At 46.7% G+C, this 23101-nt stretch carries 24 protein-coding genes; 18 read left to right on the top strand and 6 right to left on the bottom strand.

The annotated features are described in order from the left end of the window. The first annotated feature begins 68 nt into the window (after positions 1-68). On the top strand, positions 69-1799 hold the full coding sequence (locus FCL48_RS13585) for a 30S ribosomal protein S1 (protein ID WP_136872833.1): 1731 nt from the start codon (positions 69-71) through the stop codon (positions 1797-1799). A 134-nt stretch (positions 1800-1933) separates the two neighbouring features. Further along, on the top strand, positions 1934-2218 hold the full coding sequence (locus FCL48_RS13580) for an HU family DNA-binding protein (RefSeq protein WP_136872832.1): 285 nt from the start codon (positions 1934-1936) through the stop codon (positions 2216-2218). Here the strand turns inward: FCL48_RS13580 and FCL48_RS13575 are convergent. Continuing rightward, the gene (locus tag FCL48_RS13575) at positions 2202-2813 is read right to left on the bottom strand and encodes an L-threonylcarbamoyladenylate synthase (protein ID WP_136872831.1); all 612 of its coding nucleotides are present in this window, start codon (positions 2811-2813) and stop codon (positions 2202-2204) included. The two genes, FCL48_RS13580 and FCL48_RS13575, sit on opposite strands and share 17 nt — an antisense overlap. 253 nt (positions 2814-3066) lie before the next feature. On the opposite strand from FCL48_RS13575, the gene guaB reads away from it, so the two are divergent. The 6 genes from guaB (at position 3067) to FCL48_RS13545 (ending at position 10134) form a co-directional block, all read left to right on the top strand. Continuing rightward, complete coding sequence (gene guaB / locus FCL48_RS13570) at positions 3067-4536, top strand: IMP dehydrogenase (RefSeq protein WP_136872830.1); 1470 nt, start codon at positions 3067-3069, stop codon at positions 4534-4536. A 37-nt stretch (positions 4537-4573) separates the two neighbouring features. Beyond that, on the top strand, positions 4574-6124 hold the full coding sequence (guaA, locus tag FCL48_RS13565) for a glutamine-hydrolyzing GMP synthase (protein WP_136872829.1): 1551 nt from the start codon (positions 4574-4576) through the stop codon (positions 6122-6124). Positions 6125-6260: 136 nt separating this feature from the next. Continuing rightward, the gene (locus FCL48_RS13560) at positions 6261-7025 is read left to right on the top strand and encodes an NYN domain-containing protein (protein WP_136872828.1); all 765 of its coding nucleotides are present in this window, start codon (positions 6261-6263) and stop codon (positions 7023-7025) included. Between the two features lie 156 nt (positions 7026-7181). Continuing rightward, a complete protein-coding gene (locus FCL48_RS13555) occupies positions 7182-8009 on the top strand; it encodes a mechanosensitive ion channel family protein (RefSeq protein ID WP_136872827.1) in 828 nt (275 codons plus the stop codon). A gap of 9 nt (positions 8010-8018) precedes the next feature. Further along, on the top strand, positions 8019-9071 hold the full coding sequence (glk, locus tag FCL48_RS13550) for a glucokinase (RefSeq protein ID WP_169309218.1): 1053 nt from the start codon (positions 8019-8021) through the stop codon (positions 9069-9071). Then, positions 9037-10134, top strand: coding sequence for a phosphotransferase enzyme family protein (locus tag FCL48_RS13545; RefSeq protein ID WP_136872825.1), 1098 nt, complete (start codon positions 9037-9039; stop codon positions 10132-10134). Before glk ends, FCL48_RS13545 begins: the two co-directional genes overlap by 35 nt. A 58-nt stretch (positions 10135-10192) precedes the next feature. Here FCL48_RS13545 and FCL48_RS13540 read toward each other — a convergent pair whose 3' ends face one another. Further along, a complete protein-coding gene (locus FCL48_RS13540) occupies positions 10193-11554 on the bottom strand; it encodes a response regulator (RefSeq protein ID WP_136872824.1) in 1362 nt (453 codons plus the stop codon). Between the two features lie 308 nt (positions 11555-11862). Here FCL48_RS13540 and tgt point away from each other — a divergent pair, with 308 nt between their 5' ends. The 10 genes from tgt to aqpZ all read left to right on the top strand — a co-directional run bounded on the left by tgt (position 11863) and on the right by aqpZ (position 19731). Further along, positions 11863-13014 carry a tRNA guanosine(34) transglycosylase Tgt gene (gene tgt, locus FCL48_RS13535; protein WP_240744844.1) on the top strand — a complete coding sequence of 384 codons (1152 nt, stop codon included), beginning with the start codon at positions 11863-11865 and terminating at the stop codon, positions 13012-13014. A gap of 94 nt (positions 13015-13108) precedes the next feature. After that, the gene (yajC, locus tag FCL48_RS13530; RefSeq protein WP_136872823.1) at positions 13109-13450 is read left to right on the top strand and encodes a preprotein translocase subunit YajC; all 342 of its coding nucleotides are present in this window, start codon (positions 13109-13111) and stop codon (positions 13448-13450) included. 212 nt (positions 13451-13662) lie between these two features. Then, the gene (locus tag FCL48_RS13525; RefSeq protein WP_169309217.1) at positions 13663-14580 is read left to right on the top strand and encodes a response regulator; all 918 of its coding nucleotides are present in this window, start codon (positions 13663-13665) and stop codon (positions 14578-14580) included. Between the two features lie 30 nt (positions 14581-14610). Next, positions 14611-15318: a ribonuclease HI gene (rnhA, locus tag FCL48_RS13520; protein WP_136872821.1), complete on the top strand. Its 708-nt coding sequence runs from the start codon at positions 14611-14613 to the stop codon at positions 15316-15318. Between the two features lie 196 nt (positions 15319-15514). After that, complete coding sequence (locus tag FCL48_RS13515) at positions 15515-16147, top strand: flavin reductase family protein (protein ID WP_136872820.1); 633 nt, start codon at positions 15515-15517, stop codon at positions 16145-16147. Between the two features lie 34 nt (positions 16148-16181). After that, positions 16182-16661 (top strand): GNAT family N-acetyltransferase, encoded by a 480-nt coding sequence (locus FCL48_RS13510; RefSeq protein ID WP_136872819.1) that lies wholly within the window; start codon positions 16182-16184, stop codon positions 16659-16661. 77 nt (positions 16662-16738) lie between these two features. Then, a complete protein-coding gene (locus FCL48_RS13505) occupies positions 16739-17131 on the top strand; it encodes a DUF5329 domain-containing protein (RefSeq protein ID WP_136872818.1) in 393 nt (130 codons plus the stop codon). Between the two features lie 63 nt (positions 17132-17194). Next, complete coding sequence (locus tag FCL48_RS13500) at positions 17195-17713, top strand: lipocalin family protein (protein ID WP_136872817.1); 519 nt, start codon at positions 17195-17197, stop codon at positions 17711-17713. A 46-nt stretch (positions 17714-17759) separates the two neighbouring features. Continuing rightward, positions 17760-18776: a pirin family protein gene (locus FCL48_RS13495; protein WP_136872816.1), complete on the top strand. Its 1017-nt coding sequence runs from the start codon at positions 17760-17762 to the stop codon at positions 18774-18776. A 265-nt stretch (positions 18777-19041) separates the two neighbouring features. Beyond that, positions 19042-19731, top strand: coding sequence for an aquaporin Z (gene aqpZ / locus FCL48_RS13490; protein WP_136872815.1), 690 nt, complete (start codon positions 19042-19044; stop codon positions 19729-19731). A 120-nt stretch (positions 19732-19851) separates the two neighbouring features. On the opposite strand, the gene FCL48_RS13485 is transcribed toward aqpZ, so the two are convergent. The 4 genes from FCL48_RS13485 to FCL48_RS13470 all read right to left on the bottom strand — a co-directional run bounded on the left by FCL48_RS13485 (position 19852) and on the right by FCL48_RS13470 (position 23087). Next, positions 19852-20166 (bottom strand): hypothetical protein, encoded by a 315-nt coding sequence (locus FCL48_RS13485; RefSeq protein ID WP_136872814.1) that lies wholly within the window; start codon positions 20164-20166, stop codon positions 19852-19854. 222 nt (positions 20167-20388) lie between these two features. Further along, positions 20389-20586, bottom strand: a complete 198-nt coding sequence (locus FCL48_RS13480; protein WP_136872813.1) for a hypothetical protein — start codon at positions 20584-20586, stop codon at positions 20389-20391. Positions 20587-20892: 306 nt separating this feature from the next. Beyond that, on the bottom strand, positions 20893-22155 hold the full coding sequence (locus FCL48_RS13475) for a polysulfide reductase (RefSeq protein ID WP_136872812.1): 1263 nt from the start codon (positions 22153-22155) through the stop codon (positions 20893-20895). Beyond that, complete coding sequence (locus FCL48_RS13470) at positions 22152-23087, bottom strand: 4Fe-4S dicluster domain-containing protein (protein WP_205747716.1); 936 nt, start codon at positions 23085-23087, stop codon at positions 22152-22154. Before FCL48_RS13470 ends, FCL48_RS13475 begins: the two co-directional genes overlap by 4 nt. Between the last annotated feature and the right edge of the window lie 14 nt (positions 23088-23101).

Raw genomic sequence — 23101 nt, 5'->3', positions numbered from 1 at the left:
ACTGCAGTGATGGCGGGTAGAAGCCCTTTAACCAATTGGCCCTCAGGTCTACAGGAAGAGTATAATCCATGACAGAACAACTTAATCAATCAACCCAGGACAGTATGGAAGAGATGAGCTTTGCAGAGCTCTTTGAGATGGAAGAAAACAACAAGGTTGTTGCCGTAGGCGATGTCGCCATGGGCACCATCATCGGAACCGTTGATGACTACCTGCTTGTTGATGTTGGTGATAAGGCTGAAAGCTACATTGCCAAGTCCGAATTCCGCCTGGAAGATGGTGAAGAAATAAACATCGGTGACGTATTTGAAGTCTTCGTTGAGCGTCGTAAAGAAGAGGGTGGACTCCTCCTGTCACGAGAAAAGGCCATTGCAATTAAAGTTTGGGAAAGAATTGCTGAGATTCAGGAAGCAGATGAGACGATCAATGGTAAAATTGAGAGCCGCGTTAAAGGTGGTATGTCCGTTGATATCGGCGTCCCTGCCTTCCTGCCATACTCACAAATCGATCTTCGCCCAGTCAAAGATCTGGATGCGCTTATCGGTAATTCCATGGATTTTAAAATCCTTAAGTTTAATAAAAAGAGAAACAACGTCGTTATTTCCCGCCGTGCAATTCTTGAAGAGGAGCGTAACAAGCTTCGTGAAGAAATGCGTTCCAAGCTTGAAGAAGGTCAGATCATTACCGGTGCAATCACCAATATCACCGATTACGGTCTCTTCATCGATATGGGTGGAATGGACGGACTCTGTCATATCACCGACCTCTCCTGGGGCCGGGTTTCACATCCAGCCAAGCTCTACAAAGTTGGTGAAGATCTCGAAGTTAAGGTTCTAAAATACGATAGAGACCACGACAGAGTGTCCCTTGGTGTGAAGCAGCTTCGCGACGACCCATGGGAGACAGTGGTTGACCGTTACCCACTCAGCCAGACCACGCGCGGCAAGGTTGTTTCGATCACCGATTATGGTGTGTTCGTGGAGCTTGAGGAAGGTGTTGAGGGTCTGATCCATGTCTCTGAAATGACATGGTCCAAGAAACCACGTCATCCAAGCAAGATGGTTTCTGTGGGTGACGAAGTTGAGGTTATGGTTCTGAATATCGAAACAGAAACCAAGAGAATCTCCCTTGGTATGAAGCAGCTTCAACCAAACCCATGGGATCTGGTAACTGAGAATTATCCTGTCGGCTCTGTTATAGAAGGCAAGATTAAGAACATCACTGACTTTGGTGTCTTTATCGGTATCGAAGAAGGTATTGATGGTCTGATTCACGTATCTGATCTGTCCTGGACTGAGCGTATTAAGCATCCTTCTGAGAAGTATGCAAAAGGCGAGACCATTCAGGCTGTAGTGCTCAAGATCGATAAAGAAAACGAGCGATTCTCTCTTGGTATCAAGCAGATGGTTCCAGATCCATGGCAGGCTGCCTATAACAACTACCCTTCAGGGACTGTTGTCGAGGGCGAGATTACCAATGTGACTGACTTCGGTGTCTTTGTTAAACTGGAAGAGGGTATTGAAGGACTTGTACACGTTTCTGAGCTTTCCAAAGACAAGGTGAAAACACCCGTTGGAATGTATCAGATGGGCGATATTCTTAAAGCCATCGTTATCAATGTTTCCGCTAAAGATCGTAAAATCGGACTTTCAGTGAAAACCCTCGAAGGCGACGACGAAGAGGTTGCTGTAGAGAAGTTCAAGAAAGCCGAAAAAATTGCTTCTGAGGCTGCACCATCTACTTTCGGAGACCTTCTGAAAGCCGCAGCTGAAGGCAGTGATAACACGGATAATGAATAGTAAGGCGCCGTAAGGGTGCTTGTGCTGTAGCCTAAAGGGTTGTCTTGTCAGGAGTTTGACAAGACAACCTTTTTTTATATTTTTTTGGTGCCCGTTATGTGCGCCGGTAATCTCTTATATAATTGTTGTTAGGTATGTTGAAAAAAGATCTCGTAGATAAGGTAAGCAGTGAGCTGTCCATGCAGAAACAAGATGTAAGCCTTGCAGTGGATATCATGTTAGATACAATGTCAAAAGCACTGGTCGAAGACCGACGCATAGAGTTAAGGGGTTTTGGCAGTTTCTCTGTAAGGAGCCGCAGACCACGTTCAACCAAAAACCCCAGAACCGGAAAGATTATGGATATTCCGGACAGAAAGACCTTACACTTCACCATGAGTAAGTCTTTGAAAGAGGCGTTGATCAGCGAAACGGAGTAACATCCCCTTTGCCTTCGCGTAATACTTCCGGATAGTCGCCGGTAAGGTCTATGATTGAAGAAGGATCGGGATAGATAGGGCCTGCGTCAATGATAAGCCCTATCCTGTTGCCAATATACTCTTCTATTTCATAGGGGTCCGCTAGGGTCGCTTCGTCATCTTCAAGCTGTACACTGGTGTTAACAAGTGGGTTGCCCAGGGATTCTACCAGAAGCCGACTGATTGGGTGACTGGGGACTTTTATTCCAACGGTTTTCTGTTTGGTCGCCATAACTTTTGGCACCAGTTTTGTTCCCGGTAGGACAAAGGTGTACGGGCCCGGAAGATTCTTTTTCAAAAGCCTGTAAGCGGTATTGGAGACATGGGCATATTGGCTGATATCTGAGAGGTCTGAGCAGAGAAAGGAAAACGGTTTGTGGCTGGGTCTTTTCTTCAGCAGCATGATTCCTTTAATACCTTTTGGATTAAGAAGATCACAGCCAATTCCATATCCGGTATCTGTCGGGTAGCAGATGATGGCACCATTTTTGAGTAACTTCACAGCCCGGTCGATCAAACGTTGCTGTGGGTTTATTGGGTTTATTTCAAGCAGCATTGAATGGTAATCCTTTTATGTCTCGTTATCCGTTATCGACCACTACTGGGAAGCCTTGGCCTTTCATTATTTCGCCCAAAAAAACATAAGATAATTTTCAGATCTGACTTATTTTACTACTCTTAAATATAACGCATTATTTGAAATTCAAAAGGACCAACTGAACCTCCGGCGTGCTGAGCGATGAAAGCGCTTCTTTTTAAAGAGGTTGTTTTGAGGTGGTTTTGACTTCAATCCCTGACAAGGAGGGAACATGTTACCAGACCAGATAGAAACTGCACTCACATTTGATGATTTACTCCTCGTCCCATCAGCTTCCAGTGTTTTACCAAACGAGGTGAACCTTGAGACGAGACTTACCGACACTATTTCCCTGAAAACGCCGTTACTGAGCTCTGCGATGGATACCGTAACAGAGTTTCGTACAGCTATTGCCATGGCAAGAGAAGGGGGGATTGGTATTATTCACAAAAATATGTCCATTGAGGAACAGGCCCTTATGGTCGAAAGGGTTAAAAAATCGGAATCCGGAATGATTATCGATCCGATAACGGTCAGTCAGTACCAGTCGGTGGGTGAGGTGCAGGAGATTATGAGCACCTACAAAATATCAGGTTTACCGGTTCTCAATGAGGGCAAGCTCGTTGGTATCGTAACCAATCGGGATTTGCGTTTTGTTTCCGATGATGGTCTCCGTGTCGCCGATGTTATGACCTCTAAAAATCTTGTTACCGCGAAGGTAGGGATTACGCTTGAGCACTCAAAGGCCCTTCTTCATGAGCACCGTATAGAGAAACTGTTAGTCGTGGATGATCATGGCGCCTTAAAAGGTTTGATCACTATTAAAGACCTTGAAAAGATAAAGAAATATCCCCTTGCCGCGAAAGATAGATTTGGCCGGCTGCTTGCGGGAGCGGCACTCGGAGTCGGACCTAATATAGAAAGACAGGCTGAAAAGCTCTTGTCTGTCGGGGTTGATGTTGTTGCAATTGACTCCGCCCATGGACACTCCAAAGGTGTTATTGAGGCTGTTCGCCGGGTGAAACAGGCTTTTCCTCTTCTTTCTGTTATCGCAGGAAATGTCGCAACAGGAGAAGGAACTGAGGCATTGATTGAGGCGGGGGCCAATGCAGTAAAAGTTGGAATCGGACCGGGTTCAATTTGTACCACCCGGGTTGTGGCTGGAGTCGGTGTTCCTCAGATGACGGCGCTGAAGAAGTGTGTTGAGGTCGCCAACAGATATAATATCCCCATTATCGCAGATGGTGGAATCAAGCATTCCGGAGATCTGGCAAAGGCCATAGGCGCGGGAGCGTCCTCGGTTATGCTGGGCTCCCTCTTTGCCGGAACAGATGAGACTCCTGGAGACACCTTCCTCTATCAGGGGCGTACCTACAAGGCGTACCGCGGCATGGGTTCCATTGGCGCCATGAGTCAGTCTCAAGGCTCTGCGGACCGTTATTTTCAATCCGAGGTGACGTCGAGTTCAAAGCTTGTTCCGGAAGGAATTGAGGGTAAGGTGCCCTATCGCGGGCCTATTTCCACCGTACTCTATCAGATGTTGGGTGGTCTTCGTTCTGGCATGGGCTATGTTGGAGCTGCAACGATTGCTGAGCTTCAGCAGAAAGCTCAGTTTGTACGAATTTCTGCAGCAGGGCTTCGGGAATCACACGTTCACGACGTTATAATCACAAAAGAAGCACCAAACTACAGAACCGCCTGATTACACTTTAGATAATACAGAATTAACGGGAAAACCCATGGATATTCATAGCGAAAAAATTGTTATTCTTGACTTCGGTTCTCAAACGACGCAGCTGATTGCCCGCCGCATTCGCGAACAGAAAGTATACAGTGAAATTCACCCATTCTCTACCCCGCTTGAGAAGATCAAAGAACTCAAGCCTACGGGTATCGTTCTCTCTGGTGGCCCATGTTCCGTCTACGATGAGGATGCACCGCTCTGTGACCCGGAGATCTTTGAGCTTGGAGTACCTGTGCTCGGTATCTGCTACGGTGCCCAGTTGATGATCCAGCAATTCGATGGCAAGGTGGAAAAAGCAGTAAAGCGGGAGTTTGGCAAGGCCTACCTTAATGTACATTACACCGCCGGCCTTTTTGCAGGGCTTGAGACCGGTGAAGCGGTCCACCAGGTCTGGATGAGTCACGGGGACCGGATTGAAGTTCTCCCTGAAGGCTTTGAAGTCACTGCAACCAGTGAACATTCGCCGTATGCGGCTCTTCGCCACAAAGAGAAACCCTTTGTGGCGGTGCAGTTTCACCCTGAAGTCGCCCATACGCTTATTGGCAATGACATTCTGAGAAATTTTATCTTTGGCATCTGTAACTGCCAGCCAGAGTGGACCATGCACTCCTTTATCGAACAGAATGTCAAAGCTATTCGTGAGCAGGTTGGGGATGATAATGTCATCTGCGCGCTTTCCGGAGGGGTTGACAGCTCTGTTGTCGCCGCGATTATCCATAAGGCCATCGGCAATCAACTTACCTGCATTTATGTGAATAACGGACTTATGAGAACCGGAGAATCCGAGTCGATCCTCAGATTCTTCAAAGAAAAGTCCAAGCTCAACGTCATTGATGTTAATGCCGAAGAGTTTTTCTTGAAAGAGTTGGAAGGCGTTGAAGACCCGGAAATCAAACGTAAACGGATTGGTCTTGGCTTTATTAAGATTTTTGAAGAAGAAGCCAAAAAAATAGGTAAGGTCAGGTATCTGGCCCAGGGTACTCTCTATCCCGATGTAATCGAGTCGGTAAGTTTCAGAGGGGAGGCTCCTATTAAATCCCACCACAATGTTGGCGGTTTGCCAGAGATTATGAAGCTTGATCTTATCGAACCAGTCCGGGAGTTGTTTAAAGATGAGGTGAGGGAGTTAGGGCTTGAGCTGGGTCTTCCTGAAGAAGCAATTTACCGGCAACCTTTTCCCGGTCCCGGGCTTGGTATCAGAATTATGGGTGAGGTCACTGCAGAAAGACTGCGCATCCTGCGTCAGTCTGATGTGATTGTGCTCGATGAGATGAGAAAGGCCGGCTGGTACCGGAAAGTATGGCAATCTTTTGCCGTTCTTCTTCCCATTCAGACTGTGGGAGTAATGGGGGATGGCAGGACATATGAACATGTTGTTGCCATTCGCTGTGTCGATTCAAGAGATGCAATGACCGCCGATTGGAGCAAGCTGCCGTACGAGATACTCGGTGAAATTTCCACGAGAATCATCAATGAGGTTCGTGGGGTCAACCGGGTGGTTTACGACATCTCCTCCAAACCACCTGCTACCATTGAGTGGGAGTAGGGAGTTAGAGGAGGCCGATATTTATATCAGGCCACTTTTGTTAGAGATCCTTGAAATGGTTTAGCTCACCCCTTCAAGGATCAGCCTGACTTTAAAACTGTTTTTAAATTATTGCTTTTAGACTGTACAGATTGATATGCTCAAAACGGGAATCTATGTAGATGCTGAAAACATCCGTATGTGTGGCGGTTACGGCATGCGTTATGATGTTCTGGTTGATCTGGCCAACGCGGGAAACTCAGTATTACTGCGGGCCAATTCCTATCTTGCTGAAGATAGGGAACGCACCAAAGATGATCCGGATTACAGACAAAAGTTATATCGTTACCATGATGTTATTCGCCAGTGTGGATTTAAGGTTATAAAAAAATTAGTCAAACATTTTGTCGATGACGAAGGTATCCTGACCACCAAAGCTAATGCTGATATGGATCTGGCCATCGACGCGCTTCTCCAGGCGAGAAATCTTGACAGAGTTATTTTGCTCACGGGTGACGGAGATTTCATCCGTTTGGTCCTGGCCCTGCAAAATATGGGATGCCGGGTTGAGGTTATCGGCTTTAACCATGTCAGCCATGAACTCAAAGAGACCGCAGACAGTTTTCTCTCCGGCTTTCTCATTCCGGGACTTCTGCCTATTCCTGCACAAAATGGCGAAGAGCGTAAGCGTGGTATTCCCATAAACTACAATCCTGACAGGGGGTTTGGTTTTATGCGCTACTACAATCTCACCCCGAAGGGACTTCTACCGGAATCCGTTTTTTTTCATTGTTCTAAGGCTGTTGAGGTCAACGATTCTCTTTTTAATGATTCTTCCCAGATTTTTGAATTTACAATCGTTAAAAATACTGACAATAACAGCAGGACTGAGGCCTGGGATATTCGCGCTCTCAACGAGTAATTATAGAAGTGGGCCTGTAGCATTACCTCCAGTTGAGCCAGTCATATCTTAATACTAACAATGTTGGTGCAGGAGAAATGGTGTTTGCCCAGGGGAGTATAAGAACTACTTTTTTCATCATACTCATTTCTCTCACCTTGCCTTGAAGAGGAACCCATGAATTTTACCATTGATCCTGAAATGATAAAAAATCTGCAGCCGCTTGTGATTTCTTACACCGGCAAGGCGGTTGCAGCACTACTGATTTTTCTTATCGGTAAGTGGATAGCCCGGAAAATAACCAACGTTTTGATCAGATTGATGAAGGTAAGGTCTGTTGATCTGACTCTCATTAAATTTTTGGAAGGGATCCTCTATTACGCTCTTCTTACAAGCGTTATCATCGCAGCAGCAGGTCAACTTGGGATTAAAACAACTTCTTTTCTCGCGGTTCTAGGGGCTGCATCTCTTGCAATTGGCCTGGCCCTCAAGGATTCTCTGGCCAACTTTTCCTCCGGAATAATGCTCATCCTCTTTAGGCCATTCAAGGTAGGAGATGTCGTGACCGTAGGCGGGGAAAGCGGCAAGGTTGAGGCCATCTCAGTATTTTCGACTATCCTGAACACCGGAGATAACCAGAAAAAGATCATCCCCAATGGTGCTATATCCAATGCAACCATCACTAATATTACGGCCAATCCAACACGACGTGTCGACTTGGTAGTCGGTATTGGCTATGACGATGATATCCTTGAGGCCAAAACAACCCTTGAAGAGATTATGGCCGCTGACAATCGGATCCTTGCCAGTCCTGCGCCGGTTGTTGCTGTCTCAGCCCTGGGAGCTTCATCTGTTGATCTCGTGGTCCGGCCATGGGTAAAAACCGAAGACTACTGGGATGTATATTTTTCTCTGAACGAAAAAATTAAGCTCACTTTTGATGAAAAGGGTATCTCTTTTCCATATCCTCAGCAGGATGTGCATCTTTTTCAGACTACTCAATAGAGAATCACAGTGACAAACCTGATCGGAGACACCACACTTCTTGTGGCTGATATCGGAGGAACCAAGAGCGATTTTGCCCTCTTTCTTCCCGGTAACGTGACAAAGCCCCTCTATCAACAGCGCTATTTCAACAGCAGTTTTTCAAGCGTTGAAGAGATTATCCATAAGTTTTTGTCCACAATTCAACACGTTCCCTCTATCGCTTGTCTTGCAGTGGCAGGACTGGTCGGCAAGGGCCGTGCAGAGATGACAAATCTAGCCTGGACCTTAGATAGCGTTAATCTTGAGCTACAGTTTGGCTTTACAAAAGTTATCCTCATCAATGATCTCACCGCTGTGGCAAGATCTATAAAACATTTTTCTTCCAACAATTTTGCCGATATTGAGATTATCCAGCAGGGTGACCCCGGTGGAGGAGCCGTCTCAGCAGTTGTGGCTCCGGGAACCGGCCTTGGGGAGGGTCTTATCGTGGAGTCGGACGGTCTGCTTTTTGTAACGGGCACTGAAGGGGGGCACGCCGATTTTGCCCCTGTGGACGAAGAGCAGATGGCACTTCTTGCCTGGGTGCGGAAAAAACAGACACCTGTCAGTTATGAATATCTGATAGCGGGCCCTGGCATTGCCAGGCTGTATGATTTTTGTAAGTCGTATTACGGCATGGATGAATCTGTCCACGTCGCAGGGGAGATGTCGGGGAAAACGGACAGGACACCTGCTATTATAGCTGGCGCCATCGCTGATAAGGCATGTCCTCTCTGCCGCCGGACAGTTGACCTTTTTTTGAAAATTTTAGGCAGTGAGGCAGGAAACCTGGCCCTTAAAACATATGCATTGGGTGGCATCTATCTGGGGGGAGGTATTTTACCCCGATTAACCGGTCATGTATCGTTTCAGGGATTTATTGAGCAGTTTCTAGACAAAGGTCAGATGTCTCAATTGATGAAAAAAATACCCGTAAGGCTTCTTCTTAATAAGAATGCTGCTCTTATTGGTGGCGCCGGCTGCCTCGTAGAATTTTTAGGTAAAAATGGGCTCAACATTAATGATACCAGAGCAAGCTGAAATACTGGCGGCTTTTTCCTGTGACAGCTCTGCAACCATTCGTCCATTGGGGCAGGGAAATATCAATACAACTTTTCTCGTTGAGACCACGCCTGAGCCTTTTGTACTCCAGAAACTGAGTGGGGATGTTTTTCCCGATCCAGCCGTGGTTATAAAAAATTTTGAAATCATCTGTCAGCATCTGGCAGGTAAAGCCTCCTCTCTTCGTGCAGGTTTTGTTATGGCTGAACCTGTCTACGCCAAAGATCACAATATCTGTTTTGTCGACAGCCGCAGAGGCTACTGGCGTGCTCAACGTTACCTTCCTGCCTCCTGCGTCCTGCGAATCGATTCCACTGAGCAGGCCCGGTCCGTTGGGAGAACACTTGCAAGGTTTCACAATCTTTTCTATGACATCCCAGAAGGGCTGATGAAAGATCCCTTACCGGGGTTTCATCACCTTTCAAGCTACCTGCATGAGTATGATCAGACGTCAGGGCAACGTTGTGAAAGAGGTGATGTTGCAACGGCTTTTTGCCGACAATTAATTCAAAAGTATAGAGAACCGGCCATGGGCATTGAAAGAGCCCGGGTACAAGAGGATATTTTTCTCCAGACAATTCACGGCGATCCTAAGGTGGATAACTTTATTTTTAGTGCTGCCAATGAGGCGGTTGGCCTTCTGGATCTCGATACAGTGGGCCGGGGGATCGTCTATCACGATCTTGGAGACTGCCTGCGTTCGGTTTGTAGTAACATGACGGAATCGGCTGAGGACAGTCAAATGGCGGGTTTTAACCTCAGCCTCTGTCAGGCGGCTCTTGAAGGTTATTTTTCCTGTGAACTGGCAGATGAGATTTGTCTGGACCATCATTATATTTACGACGGCTTACTGGCCATCTGTTTTGAATTAGGGTTGAGATTTTTTACCGATCATCTGCGGGGCAATGTCTATTTCAGGGTACGACGCGATGGTGAAAATTTACTCCGGGCGAGAAACCAGTTGGCCCTCTGTGAGGATATTGTCAGGCAGGAAGGTCAAATTCGCAGTTGTATTACGAGCCTCTGGAAAAAATATAACTAAACCGTGCACTTTATAAGTCAAATTGGACCGTTGGCCACGGTGCAAAGAAAGCTACAGGCTAACCTGAAGCCTGATCAAGAGAGTAGAGGTACTTGCCGATCGTGTCGGTCAACTGGGGCTGGAGGCTTTCAAATTCGACACCGATACGGGTTTCTCCCTGTTCAATCTTCATGTTTTTTACTTTTCCATAGAGTTTTTGCTCTTCGGAGATTCCCGGCAGCAGGCAGCGTAATACCACTGTTGAGTCGATGTCTATCACCGGAACATTCTGCAGATTATTGTGTTTGATCTGACATAAACTGCCGGTAAGGCTCATGTCGATGAGCATCCCAAACAGTTCTTTTTCGCCCTCAAGGTGAAAGGTTGATGGGATAAAGATCGAAGACCTTTTCGCCTTGCGGAGTTCATGGAAGTGAATCGCCTCCGGGTATTCGAAAAAGAGCAGTGGAGCTGGGCTTGTGGTAACACCGATGAGTTGTGATTTAAACATCCACATCCGCCCTTTATACACAAACTTTACCATGACACGCCTGCCGTGAATCTGATGCTGCAGGTCAGTTTCCGGAATGGGATTTTCAACGATCACGGAGTTGTCCTTTACCAGGCCGACCAGACTGCTCTCCACTTCTTTCTCAAGATCAAAAAAAACGATTTTAATTCTGGCACCAATTTCGACGGGGAACTCCTTGCCTCTTGTGGTTGCATGTTGCAGAGGCAGCTGGTGGCGGCCTGTGGTAATACCTGCTTTTTTTTGTGCCAGTTCTGAGGAGAGCTCAAAAGACTCAATAATGATAGAGAGGAGATCTTTCGTTATCTGTCTCTGATATTGACCGTTGAAGTGGCGCAGTCTGAGTCGGGTTTCAGGCCAGGCAAGAATGAGATGCGCGGCTTCTTCACCTCTTATTGACTTGGTTTCTGCACCAATCAGCTCTCCGTTCTTAATATAGAGGAGCCCCCGATCTTTGAGGGTGGTTACTTCAAGAGTACAGGTCTGCCCTTCGCTTTCCAGCATCTGCAAGAAACTGTGTACTGGAATACCTTCGGTGGTGCCGGTAAGGGAGCCTTCAAGTATCTCATGGGCGCAATCGAGAAGATAATCCGTATCAAGGGGTTTGAGCAAACAATGGCTCGCCCCGTATTCGATGAGTTGTTCAGGCTGTGGTCCCTGTTGTTCAGACAGGGTGATGCAGGGTACCTGGGGAAAGGTCCGGGTCAGCAGAGAAAAATCGGCAAGTGAAAAACTGCTAGGAATTGCAAGGTCGCAGACAACCAGATCAACTTGTTGCTTGGAAATAATTGAGATGGCGGCCTGTTCTCTGGTTGCCGTAATTATATTTATTTTCTTTTGCCATTGCTTAAAAAGAGTAACCAGAGCATTGAGCTGCACCGTTTCGTTTTCTATGATGACAATAGTTTTCATTGGTTGTTACTGTTTTTTCTGTAGTGATCTGGTTATCTTATTATTTCTTAGGGGCTCGTTTTTCGATGTGCATGTATTTATAGAGTATGCAGATAAATTTCGAAAAAACAAGTGTAATTAAATGCCTGGCAGTGTTGAACCGATATTCTATGCACGAGAAACCTGCTTGATGTGACGATAAATTTCCCGGTATTTCAGTTTCTTTATAGGCGTATCATTTGCAGATGTAACAATTGGAGGCAGGGGTTGAGAGTTTTTCCGTCATTGCAAATTATCATGGTCAATGCTATGACCCGTAGCAAAGATAAATGAAGAGACACCTCCAACTTAAAAATACTATCATGACCAATACCTCACCTTTTACCCTACATAAACAGTCTTCTGAATGCGCTGCACGGCGTGGAGAAGTGAAAACCCGCCAGGGAATAATTCAGACCCCCGTCTTTATGCCCGTGGGAACCCAGGGAACCGTTAAGGCTGTTACTCCTGAAAACCTGCAGGAGATGAATGCTCAGATTATCCTGGGCAACACCTATCATCTCTTTATCCGTCCCGGTCACGAGTTAATCGAAAGTTTTGGCGGTCTGCATAAGTTCATGAACTGGAAGGGATCTATACTCACGGACAGTGGCGGTTTCCAGATCTTCAGCCTCAAAGAGCTCGCGACCATCACTGAAGAAGGGGCCGCATTTAAGTCTCATCTGGATGGCTCTAAACTGTTTCTCAGCCCCGAAGATGCGGTGCATGTCCAGCAGTCTCTCGGCTCAGATATCATGATGTGTCTTGATACCTGTATTCCCTTTCCTGCAACCAAAGATGAGACGATCAAGGCAACGGATCTGACCACCCGCTGGGCAAACCGCTGTCGCATGGCCCATACGAAAAGAGACCAGCTCCTGTTTGGTATAGTTCAGGGTGGTATGTATCCTGAACTACGGAGAGAACATGCAGCAGCCCTTATTGATATCGGCTTTGACGGTTATGCCATTGGTGGCTTGAGTGTAGGAGAAGACAAGCATCTGATGTATGACATGACGGAAGAAACTGTCCCGGCTCTTCCCAAAGATTACCCCGTCTATCTTATGGGTGTGGGTACTCCTGCGGACCTTGTTGAGGGGGTCTACAGAGGAGTGGACATGTTTGACTGTGTCATGCCCACCAGAAACGCGAGAAACGGCTCTCTGTTTACCGAAAAGGGAAAGATCTCCATCAAAAATGCACAGTATCGGGATGACCATGGCCCGATAGATGAAAATTGCACATGCTACACCTGCAGGAACTACTCCCGTGCTTATCTGCGACATCTTTTCCATGCAAGGGAGATCCTCAGTTCCCATTTGAATACAATTCATAATCTTCATTTTTACCTGAACCTGATGGCTGGTATTCGCAAGGCCATCGAAGAGGATAACTTTGCCCGGTTCCGCAAAGATTTTTATAGCAAGCTTGAGAATGAATGATTACTTTGCTCTGAGTTTTATTTTTGAAGATGTGACGAGAGCTTAGCTGAGTTTCACGTTTACATATTTCTGTTACTTTTCTGGAGGAACTATTATGGTAGGTATTGCTCATGCGGCAGGCCCGGCTGCAGGTGCGGCTGGAGGTTTTGCCTCTTTTATCCCGTTGATTCTCATTTTTGTTGTTTTTTATTTTCTGCTCATCAGACCACAGCAGAAACAGGCAAAACAGCATCAGGCTTTTCTTAACGACTTGAAAAAAGGCAACAAAGTTGTAACCAAAGGTGGAATCTACGGCACTATCACTGGAATTAATGATAATGTGGTCACCCTTGAAATCGCCAAAGATGTAGCAATCAAAATCACCCGCGACGGGATTGGAGCCGCACAGGCAAAAGATGGTGCTCCAACAAAAGAAGTGAAAAGTGCCGGAGGCTGAGGCATCCGAGGTTGTTAATTCTTTACAGGTTGTAAAGCTTGTTTGAAGCCGGATTTTCCAGAAGGAAAATCCGGCTTTTTTAATTTTACCGGAGTCTGTATTGATTTTTAGGGAGAATTGACTGTAATTATGAATTGTAGACTATACTCTTATAGGTGGCGATAAATGCAATACCGTATAATTATAACATCAACCTAAAACGGATATCTGCTGTGTATTTGAGGAATATTATACCTGTAGAAAAAACAACAGTCCTGGCTGTAGATGATAATCCGCTGGCACTTCGCCTGCTGGAGTCTATGCTGGAACGTAAGAAATATCGTGTACAGACCGCGGTAAACGGTGTTGATGCTCTTCGTGTTATGGAGGAGTGTGGTGAGGAAGTTGATATTATTTTGCTCGATCGGATCATGCCAGAAATGGATGGCATTGAGTTTTGCAGGAAGGTAAAAGCCGATCAGAGGTTTCGGCGGATTCCAATTATCATGCAGACCGCAGCCGGTAAGCCCCAGGAAATAAAAGAAGGGATCGAGGCCGGGGTATTTTATTATCTGGTCAAGCCCCTGGCCATTGAAACCTTATCCTCCATTGTGGAAGCCGCCCGTTTGAAAATTCATAAATACCGTGAACAGCGCAAACGTTTTTTAGAGCTGCAGGAGAGTATGACCCTGGTACAGTCGCTGGACTGTAGTTTTAGAACCCTTGGAGAAGGTGAAAAACTTGCCGTATTTCTCAGTCAGTTCTTTCCAGATCCTGATCAGGTTTTCACCGGTATATCAGAGCTTTTTATCAATGCGGTGGAGCATGGAAACCTGGCTATCAGTTATGAAGAAAAAGGTCAGCTGCTTGCCCGGAATACCTTGCAGGAGGAGATTGACAGACGTCTTACTCAGCCCCGCTACAAAGACAGAATCGTCCGGGTCAGCTTTGAAAAAAAAGAAGACGGCTGTCATCTCATAACAAGTGATGATGGGGACGGCTTTGACTGGCAGAACTATCTAAGTGTTGATACAACACGGGCAATTCACAACCATGGCCGGGGAATAGCCATGGCCAATATGATGAGTTTTGACAAGCTTTTCTTTAATAAGCGCGGTAATACGGTCACCGGAGTGGTCTGGAGCCGTTGACATTGAGACAATAGGACTGGAGTTTTTGGTATGGCCAAAAAGAAATTTTATGCGGTAGCCGTAGGTCGGGAAAATGGTATTTTTACCGATTGGGCGAGCGCAGAGGCACAGGTGAAGGGCTTTGCAGGTGCCAAATACAAAAGTTTTCCCACAGAACAGGAAGCGTTATCCTGGCTTGAAGCTCCTGTCTATGACAAGAAGCCTGGCAAAACCGGGGTAAAAACCGCTGGGACAGGTAGTCGAAGCCCCGGTTGTTTTGCAAAAGAGGATATCGTGATCTATACTGATGGAGGAAGCATCAACAATCCCGGACCCGGGGGCTATGGTGCCGTGATTGAGAGAGGTGGAGAGCGGCAGGAGTTCAGCGGTGGATTCAGGCAGACCACGAACAACCGTATGGAGATGATGGCAGCAATTGTAGCTCTCACAGAAGTGAAAGCGACCACAAAAAAGATCCATCTCTTTTCTGATTCGAGTTATCTGGTCAATGGCATAGAAAAAGGCTGGGCAAAGAAGTGGCAGGCAAAGGGCTGGAAAAAAAGCGATGGCCAACAGGCGGTCAACATCGATTTATGGCAGCAGCTCCTCACCCTTCTTCATGGATTACAGGTGTCTTTCCACTGGGTGAAGGGGCATGCAGGTCATGAACTCAATGAGCGCTGTGACAGACTGGCCGTGGCAGCCGCGAAAAATAATCCTGTTGCAATTGATAAAGGGTACGAGGAGGGACAGGTTTGATATTTTCTTCAGGAGGTGGCCGGGAAAGGCCGTTTTTACCCATATTTGTGTGGAAGTCGAAAACTATCTTCGCAGATAAGCGAACGAAGTGAAAATCCGCTGTGGAGTATATGCCTCCGGTCACTATACCGATTCTCTCCTGATTTCAAAGAAAATGATCATTCGGGGAAAATGAAAATAAATAAAAGAGGATTTTGTGGCAAAAGAACTGTTTAAAGGTGCTGTACTTCTTGGACCGTTGCCCGCTGTTCTGGTGACAACTGTCGATGGCAGCGGTAAGGTGAATGTCTTTACTGTCGGCTGGACCGGGGTGGCCTGCACCCGCCCACCCATGGTGACAATTGCCGTGCGCAAAGAACGCGTTTCCTACGAAAACATCCAGGCAACAGGCGAATTTGTCATCAATCTCACCACCTCGGAAATGTTGAAAATGACCGATTTCTGCGGATGCCGGTCCGGGAGGGTCGTTGATAAAATAAAGCATTTCGGCATGGAACTTGACCCTGGTTCAGAGGTGAATGTTCCCTCTCTTTCAGTGAGTCCTGTTGCACTTGAATGTAAGGTCCGGTCGGTAACAGAACTTGGTACCCATGATCTGTTTCTGGCTGAGATTGTGTGCAATAAAGTGGACAGCAGAGTCATTGATAAGAATGGTAAATTTGATCTTGCCAGGGTAGGCCTTTTGGCCTACTGTCATGGTGAATATTTTTCCCTTAGCAGGCGCCCCTTAGCGGGTTTTGGTCATTCCGTGGCCAAAAAATCCACCCGCCGTGCTCTTCATGTAAAACGGTTTCAAGGGAAAAAGAAAAACAGCAAAAACGAGAAGTAAGTCTTTTGAAAACCCATTATTTTTGCCGTGGAAAATGATGATTCGCCCCGCCACCCCTCAGGATGCTGAAATCCTTACCAGAATATCCTTTGCCTCAAAAGGATATTGGGGATATCCGGAAAGCTATTTTGCAATATGGACCAAAGAGCTGACCGTTGATGCCAGTTACATCGAAAAAAATGATGTGATGGCATTTCAACAGGGCGGTGCGGTCGTTGGCTATTACTCTGTCGTCACACTTGAAAGTGATCTTGTGTTTGGTGAGACAAGTCTTGAAAAGGGTGTCTGGCTTGAGCACATGTTTATCACTCCAGAGTGTATCGGTAAAGGCATTGGCACCCAGCTTTTTAGCAACTTGCATGCGAAGTGCAGGGAACGGGAGATTCCCCGTTTATGTATTCTGGCTGACCCTCATGCAAGGGGGTTTTATGAAAAAATGGGGTGCGAGTACAAAAGAGAATATCCATCCTCCATAAAAAACCGGACAACTCCTTTGCTGGTTCTTATGGTGTAAAAAAAAGTTGAGGGTTCAGTTGTTTCTGGCCACTGACTCATCTTCCCTGATCTGATGTGCCATGAAAGCGAAGAGCCATGAAAAAATGTTCTGTAATCTTCAGAAGTCTGATTCTCGTGCTTCTGCTCGTTTTGCCTCTGCCGCTACCTGCAGCTGATACGGGTAATACTGCGGAAAATGAAATCACCTTTTTACTGGAATATATCAAGACATCTGGCTGTACATTCCAGAGAAACGGCGCATGGTTTACAGCTGTGGATGCAGCAGAACATATAAACAAAAAGTATCTGTATTTTTTAAAGCAGGGAAAGATTACAACAGCGGAAGACTTTATACAATATGCTGCATCAACAAGTAGCGTCTCCGGTAAAGCCTATACCGTGCACTGCCGGGACGGTGCTCGTATTGAGAGTGCAAAGTGGTTGACGGCAACCCTGAAGATTTTGCGTGCAAAGTCAGGCAACCTCTAATCGTCCCCAGCTTTTTTAAACGCATTTTGCATGTTACCATTCAAGCCTTATGGGAGGAGTAGAGTGAAGAAACTGTTGCTTTTTCTCTTATCACCACTGTTTGCTGGCTGCCTGGGACACCCCGTCGGGGTTCAGCCGGTTTCTGACTTTCAGTTGCAGCCATATTTGGGCAAATGGTACGAGATTGCTCGACTTGATCACAGCTTTGAGCGGGCAATGATTAATGTGACTGCAGAGTATTCTTTACGCGCTGACGGGGGAGTAGAGGTAAAAAATAGAGGCTATTCAACCAAAAATGACAAATGGAAAGAGGCTGTAGGTAAAGCCTATTTTGTCGGAGACGAAAGTACAGGTCATCTCAAGGTCTCCTTCTTTGGCCCATTTTATGGCTCCTATGTGGTTTTCGATTATGATCCAGAAGAGTATGCCTTTGTCTGCGGACCTGACACCTCTTATCTCTGGCTGCTGTCACGAAGCCCTCGCGTCCCTGATCGATTGAAACATTCATTTCTGGAGCAGGCTGAAAAATATGGCTTTGATTCAAGTCAGTTAATATGGGTTGATCAGTCAGGAAACGAATAATAATACCAGTTTAATTAAAGAGATAGACCTATATTGGGGAACGTCCATGAATAATAAATTCATCAGGAATATTAAACCTCTCGGTTTTACCTGGGAGACCTGTGATCCATTTTTATTTTGTGTCCACCATCTTGATAATTATCCCGCTGGAAATGATGAGCTGGGACCGGTGGAGTCTCTTGCCGGAAGGAATCTTCAACAGGATTTTACCCCTAAAGATGGCTGGCGGATGTATCATGGAAAAAAGATACCGGGTTTCCCAGAACATCCTCACCGGGGCTTTGAAACGGTCACTGTGGTATTGAAGGGATTTGTTGATCATTCCGATTCCCATGGCGCATCTGGCCGATACGGGGATGGGGATGTGCAGTGGATGACGGCCGGGGCTGGATTGCAGCATGCCGAAATGTTTCCTCTACTTAATAAGGATGGCGGCAATCCACTGGAGCTCTTTCAAATATGGCTTAACCTGCCAAAAGCAAAGAAATTTTCCAAGCCCCATTTTGCGATGCTCTGGGCTGAGAATATTCCGGTTTTTCGAGAAATTGACCAAAATGGCAAATCGATTGAGGTAACCCTTATTGCCGGGAGTATACATGGCATGGGAGCACCTGAGCCTGCACCTGATTCCTGGGCCCATGAACCGGTGAATGAGGTCGGAATCTGGCTCATCAGATTGGAGGCTGATGCTGGGTGGACTATTCCTCCGGCCACTTCTGGGGTAAACCGCTCTCTTTATTTTTATCGTGGAGCTTCTTTAAATATTGCGGGAACAGATGTTGATTCCTATCATTCGGTTGATCTATTGGAAGATCAACCTATTGTTATAAAAAATGGAAATAAAGACGCTTTTCTCCTCGTCCTTCAAGGTCAGCCGATCAATGAGCCGGTTGTACAGCATGGGCCATTTGTAATGAATAACTCTTTAGAGATTCAGCAGGCATTTCATGATTATGAGACAACGAGATTTGGCGGCTGGCCATGGCCGAACTCTGACAACGTTCACCCACCTGAACAGGGGCGGTTTGCTAAGTATTCAGATGGCCGGGAGGAGTTCCCCTAACATACTTATTGTTGTGGAAATCAAATCCTAACACTCATATCACAGCACGAAGCGCGTTGAAAAACATGCTCGATTGCTATTACCGACTACCATAATACACAGGCCTGCAACTTTTTAATAATTCTATCTCACAACAGACTTTTTGTGGTGAATCGACTGAATTTACTGCATAAATGCGTTGCATGTAAAGATAAGATACAAGGGTGAGTAACCGCTTTCGGGAAGAAGCGGTGCCAGCAAAAAAACAACGACAAAGGAGACTGAAATGAACAAATATGGTGCAGAATTTTTTGGTACATTTTGGCTGGTTCTTGGTGGGTGTGGTAGTGCCGTGTTGGCAGCGGCATTCCCCGTTGTTGGTATTGGTCTGCTTGGTGTGTCCCTGGCCTTTGGTCTCACCGTCCTGACGATGGCCTTTGCCATAGGTCATATCTCAGGGTGTCACCTGAATCCTGCGGTCTCTTTTGGACTGTGGGCGGGTGGTCGCTTTCCAACAAAAGAACTTTTTCCTTATATTGTCGCACAAGTTCTGGGTGGAATTGCAGCAGGAGGAATACTTTATCTGATTGCCAGCGGGAAGGCGGGTTTTGATGTGTCGGCTGGTTTCGCTTCAAACGGCTATGGTGCGCATTCTCCAGGGGGATATAGTCTGTTGGCCGCTTTTGTCACTGAAGTGGTTATGACCATGATGTTTCTTGTGGTAATCCTTGGTGCCACTGACACCCGTGCTCCAAAGGGTTTTGCTCCGATTGCAATCGGATTGTGTCTGACTCTTATCCATCTGATCAGTATCCCTGTAACAAATACCTCCGTGAATCCTGCACGTAGTACTGCGGTCGCTGTATTTACCGGTGACTGGGCGATCGGCCAGCTTTGGCTTTTCTGGGTAGCACCCATCATGGGTGGATTACTCGGTGCGATGGTTTATCGCTTTATCGGTGGCGAGCAAAAGTAGCAGAAGATTGTTGTTTGCTCGATTAATCTGCAGAAAATGACGAAAAGAGTCAACAGTACAGTTGACTCTTTTCAGTTTACTCTGTGAATGCGACCTGGGAGAAGAGATGCGAATCTCATACTAATGTTTGCTTTGTACTGTTGTTCTGGTGCGTGTGTCTGTTTTTTCCACATATTTATAGAACATGGGAAAGGCAACGAAAAAGGCGACGCAGATGAGATACTCAATTCCTTTGATATGCGAGTAAAAGTCGACCAGGGTGTGAAGTGGTCGAATCATTCCAGTTGCAACCAGATAGTGGCGGATCAGTTCGGTTACCTGCCAGTTTACCTGGTGGAGTCCACCTATCAGGGCCGCAAGAGCCCATAGTCCAAAAATCCCTCCCGCAGCAACCATTGAATAGGTCAGCGCTTTGTTTGTGTCGTGGCTTTGCATGGTCTCCTCCTGAGTATGATATTCGTTTGACAGGCTGTCTTCCTGTTCATTGTTGCAATACTCTCCCCATATATCGTGAGATTGGTGGCTGCTATATCCACTCTATCAAACCTCAAGGGTTCTAAGGCTGTGCACCGGGGTACAGTAACTGACCCTTTCTGGAGTGATTATGTGTTTAGCAGCCCCGCGATAGATGGAGGTGTCCTTCCCTGCTTCTACCTCTTAAATTCCTGTGATAGCGGTGAGGTAACCCCGAAGCATTGCAAGAGGTCCGGTTTGAATAACTGCTGCGGCCAGACTGCACAGGGCCCACACACCGATCAGGGCACAGATCACAGCACCTGTCCTTAATCCCAGGATCATAATTTCATCAGTGGTATCAATATGGACTTTTTCTTTAGTGATTATTGAGCTTTTCATGATCGCCTCCTTTGCGGATGTTGTGCTGCGGTGGTGCTACTCTTTAATGGTATAAAAGCATTAATCATGCCAGGCTCAGAAAAAATGGAAAAACAGGGACGCATGGGCTGAGGGTGTTTTGTATTTAAGGTAACATCTTGGATTTAATTAATAAAATGAGCAGCGTTTGTAGGGTGGGCCAGATTGGAGTTGAGTGGGGAGATCGATAAAAAGATGTATGTGTGGATGGACAAGGTGGGCCTGCAACACTGCTGCATTGTTGTTGTATAACCTGTCATACAGGTTATACAACAGTTTTAGGGTTCTTTATGCCTTTTCTTGAGTATCTTCCCAGTCGAAAACGATCGGCAGCCGGTAGACGATAAAGCGGTAGGTGATGAAGTATATGGCATAGATGGTCAGGGTAACCCAGATCTCTTTCCAGTGCGGTATATCCTGATACATCTGATAGTTGAAACAGACAATAGCCGTGTTAAGCCGGTTCCAGACAATGCCAAAAACCGTAATAAAGGCTGCTGTCCTGGCTGTCCGTACCCGTCCTGTACGAATAGATCGTGCAAACATGACCATGGGCAGGACAACGCCGATGGCAATTTCGAGCAGATAATAGCCTCCCCATCCGGTCAGGAGCAATTCCCATTCATTGTCATGGGCTACCGCTACAAGCTTAATGACCAGATAGGTAAACATGGCATAGCTTGAACCTTTGGCCAGCCCCAGGGTGATCCGATCCAGGTCGGCTGTAAATTGTTTGCCACAGCGCCAGGGCATAAAATGATTTATGAGGGTCGAACTGACGATGACCATGGATAGTCCAGCAAAAATGGCCGAGCAGAAAAAGTGAATCCATTGAAAATCTATAGACAGCCAGAGGGGATGAATCTTGGTGGGGGCGTAGGTAAAGAGTGCTCCCAGGGCACCCTGATGTAGGGTAGAAAGGATGATTCCGGCGATTGTCAGGCCGAGGCTGATTCGGGTGATATACTTCACCCAGCTTTTACGGTCGAGCCATATAAAAAGAGCTGGCAGGAGCTCCGCGATCTGAACAGAAAGATAGGTCGCGACATGCCAGGCCACGAGAAAAAGAACCGCCGCCGGGCCAAAAGAGACAAACATCGGGTAGGCAAGCCTCCAGGGCATGCCGAGGTCAACCTCAAGGTAGACAACAGCAAAGAAATAGCCGAGAAGCCCATTGAGAAGTGCGAGTCTTTCTATGGAATGGAAGTCTTTTCGGCCAAAAATAACAACGGTGGTGCCAAGTAGAAACCCCGATGCCGAAAGAGGTACCATGGCAAAGAGACCAAAGCCGAGGAAAAGTCCCCATGGGTAGTCGTTGGAACCATGGGTTATCCTGCTGAGACCAAAGATATACCGTTCTGCGAGGAAGTAGAAACCAACGACAAGGATAGCTGCAAGTACTCTGTTGAGCCAGCTCGCGGTTACAGTTTTGAGGTACTCAGAAAAAGGGAGTCCGAGAAAGAGCCGTTCTTTCAGTTTCCATGCTGAACCGTCGGGTTTAAAAGAACCCCAGATGGGGAGGTGAGGGAGGTCGCTCGTATAGTTTTTCATCTTGTCTCCTCCTCATGGGTACCATTCGTCGCAGGTGGCTTCAGTTCTTTTCTTGTTGCCAGCAGGTGAAATCCTGCAAAAAGAGCAGGCCAGATCGTCAGGACCATAGGAACAATGGCGAGAAACCCCTTTACCCCATCTAGAATCGGCTCATCCGGAAGCTCGGTGTTAAAGCCGACCTCGGAAAAAGGCACGGGAGAAAGGTACAGCCAGGAGGTGCCGCCAGCCTCATGCTCACCATATATGTGATCCTGGTAACGTGATCCGTTTTTCTCGATCCGCCTGCGGGCTATTTTAATGAGTTTTTCACGCTTGCCAAAGATGAGGGCTTCCTGTGGGCAGGCCTCAACACAGGCCGGAGGTTTACCGAACTTTAACCTGGTATCGTAGCAGAAAATGCATTTTCTGATTCGTGGATGAAGCCCACTTGAGTAGTTAAAGGTCGGGATATAAAATGGGCAGGCTATCATACAGGTTCTGCATCCCACGCAGACATCCGGATTATAGATAACCGCTCCTTCAGGTGTCTTGGTGTAGGCGTTGACAAAGCAGGAGGTGAGACAGGCGGGTTCAAGACAGTGGTTACACTGAACTTTTTTAAACAGCGGGTGATCCTGCTGGGGAAAATTAAAACGCTGCACGACTGTGTAGGCTGTTGCATCGGTGCGTCTGGCCCGGCCGTGTTCATCGGCTTCAAAGACCGACTCATCACTAAAGGGACTATGGGGTTCCGGGAGCCCCTGTTCTAAATTACATGCGGCTTCACAGCTTCGACAGCCAACGCAGCGGGTCAGATCAACAAGGACACCGTAGCTGTTGGGATATTTTTTTATCTTGTGGGCTGAGGCGGTTTTCGCGGGCTGAAACAGTGACAGCAGGGTGCCTGCGACCCCGCCTTTTAATAACGACCTTCTTTGTATATTGATACCCATAACAATCTCCTTTG

The sequence above is a fragment of the Desulforhopalus sp. IMCC35007 genome, from assembly GCF_005116575.1.
Classification (GTDB): Bacteria; Desulfobacterota; Desulfobulbia; order Desulfobulbales; family Desulfocapsaceae; genus Desulforhopalus_A.
This window is presented reverse-complemented; position numbering and strand designations above follow the sequence as displayed.

Excerpts from the sequence above, each read along its gene's own strand:
- FCL48_RS13585 (WP_136872833.1), top strand. The coding sequence starts at position 69 with ATGACAGAACAACTTAATCAATCAACCCAGGACAGTATGGAAGAGATG.
- FCL48_RS13580 (WP_136872832.1), top strand. The coding sequence starts at position 1,934 with ATGTTGAAAAAAGATCTCGTAGATAAGGTAAGCAGTGAGCTGTCCATG.
- FCL48_RS13575 (WP_136872831.1), bottom strand. The coding sequence starts at position 2,813 with ATGCTGCTTGAAATAAACCCAATAAACCCACAGCAACGTTTGATCGAC.
- guaB (WP_136872830.1), top strand. The coding sequence starts at position 3,067 with ATGTTACCAGACCAGATAGAAACTGCACTCACATTTGATGATTTACTC.
- guaA (WP_136872829.1), top strand. The coding sequence starts at position 4,574 with ATGGATATTCATAGCGAAAAAATTGTTATTCTTGACTTCGGTTCTCAA.
- FCL48_RS13560 (WP_136872828.1), top strand. The coding sequence starts at position 6,261 with ATGCTCAAAACGGGAATCTATGTAGATGCTGAAAACATCCGTATGTGT.
- FCL48_RS13555 (WP_136872827.1), top strand. The coding sequence starts at position 7,182 with ATGAATTTTACCATTGATCCTGAAATGATAAAAAATCTGCAGCCGCTT.
- FCL48_RS13545 (WP_136872825.1), top strand. The coding sequence starts at position 9,037 with ATGGGCTCAACATTAATGATACCAGAGCAAGCTGAAATACTGGCGGCT.
- FCL48_RS13540 (WP_136872824.1), bottom strand. The coding sequence starts at position 11,554 with ATGAAAACTATTGTCATCATAGAAAACGAAACGGTGCAGCTCAATGCT.
- tgt (WP_240744844.1), top strand. The coding sequence starts at position 11,863 with ATGAAGAGACACCTCCAACTTAAAAATACTATCATGACCAATACCTCA.
- yajC (WP_136872823.1), top strand. The coding sequence starts at position 13,109 with ATGGTAGGTATTGCTCATGCGGCAGGCCCGGCTGCAGGTGCGGCTGGA.
- rnhA (WP_136872821.1), top strand. The coding sequence starts at position 14,611 with ATGGCCAAAAAGAAATTTTATGCGGTAGCCGTAGGTCGGGAAAATGGT.
- FCL48_RS13510 (WP_136872819.1), top strand. The coding sequence starts at position 16,182 with ATGATGATTCGCCCCGCCACCCCTCAGGATGCTGAAATCCTTACCAGA.
- FCL48_RS13505 (WP_136872818.1), top strand. The coding sequence starts at position 16,739 with ATGAAAAAATGTTCTGTAATCTTCAGAAGTCTGATTCTCGTGCTTCTG.
- FCL48_RS13495 (WP_136872816.1), top strand. The coding sequence starts at position 17,760 with ATGAATAATAAATTCATCAGGAATATTAAACCTCTCGGTTTTACCTGG.
- aqpZ (WP_136872815.1), top strand. The coding sequence starts at position 19,042 with ATGAACAAATATGGTGCAGAATTTTTTGGTACATTTTGGCTGGTTCTT.
- FCL48_RS13485 (WP_136872814.1), bottom strand. The coding sequence starts at position 20,166 with ATGCAAAGCCACGACACAAACAAAGCGCTGACCTATTCAATGGTTGCT.
- FCL48_RS13480 (WP_136872813.1), bottom strand. The coding sequence starts at position 20,586 with ATGAAAAGCTCAATAATCACTAAAGAAAAAGTCCATATTGATACCACT.
- FCL48_RS13475 (WP_136872812.1), bottom strand. The coding sequence starts at position 22,155 with ATGAAAAACTATACGAGCGACCTCCCTCACCTCCCCATCTGGGGTTCT.
- FCL48_RS13470 (WP_205747716.1), bottom strand. The coding sequence starts at position 23,087 with ATGGGTATCAATATACAAAGAAGGTCGTTATTAAAAGGCGGGGTCGCA.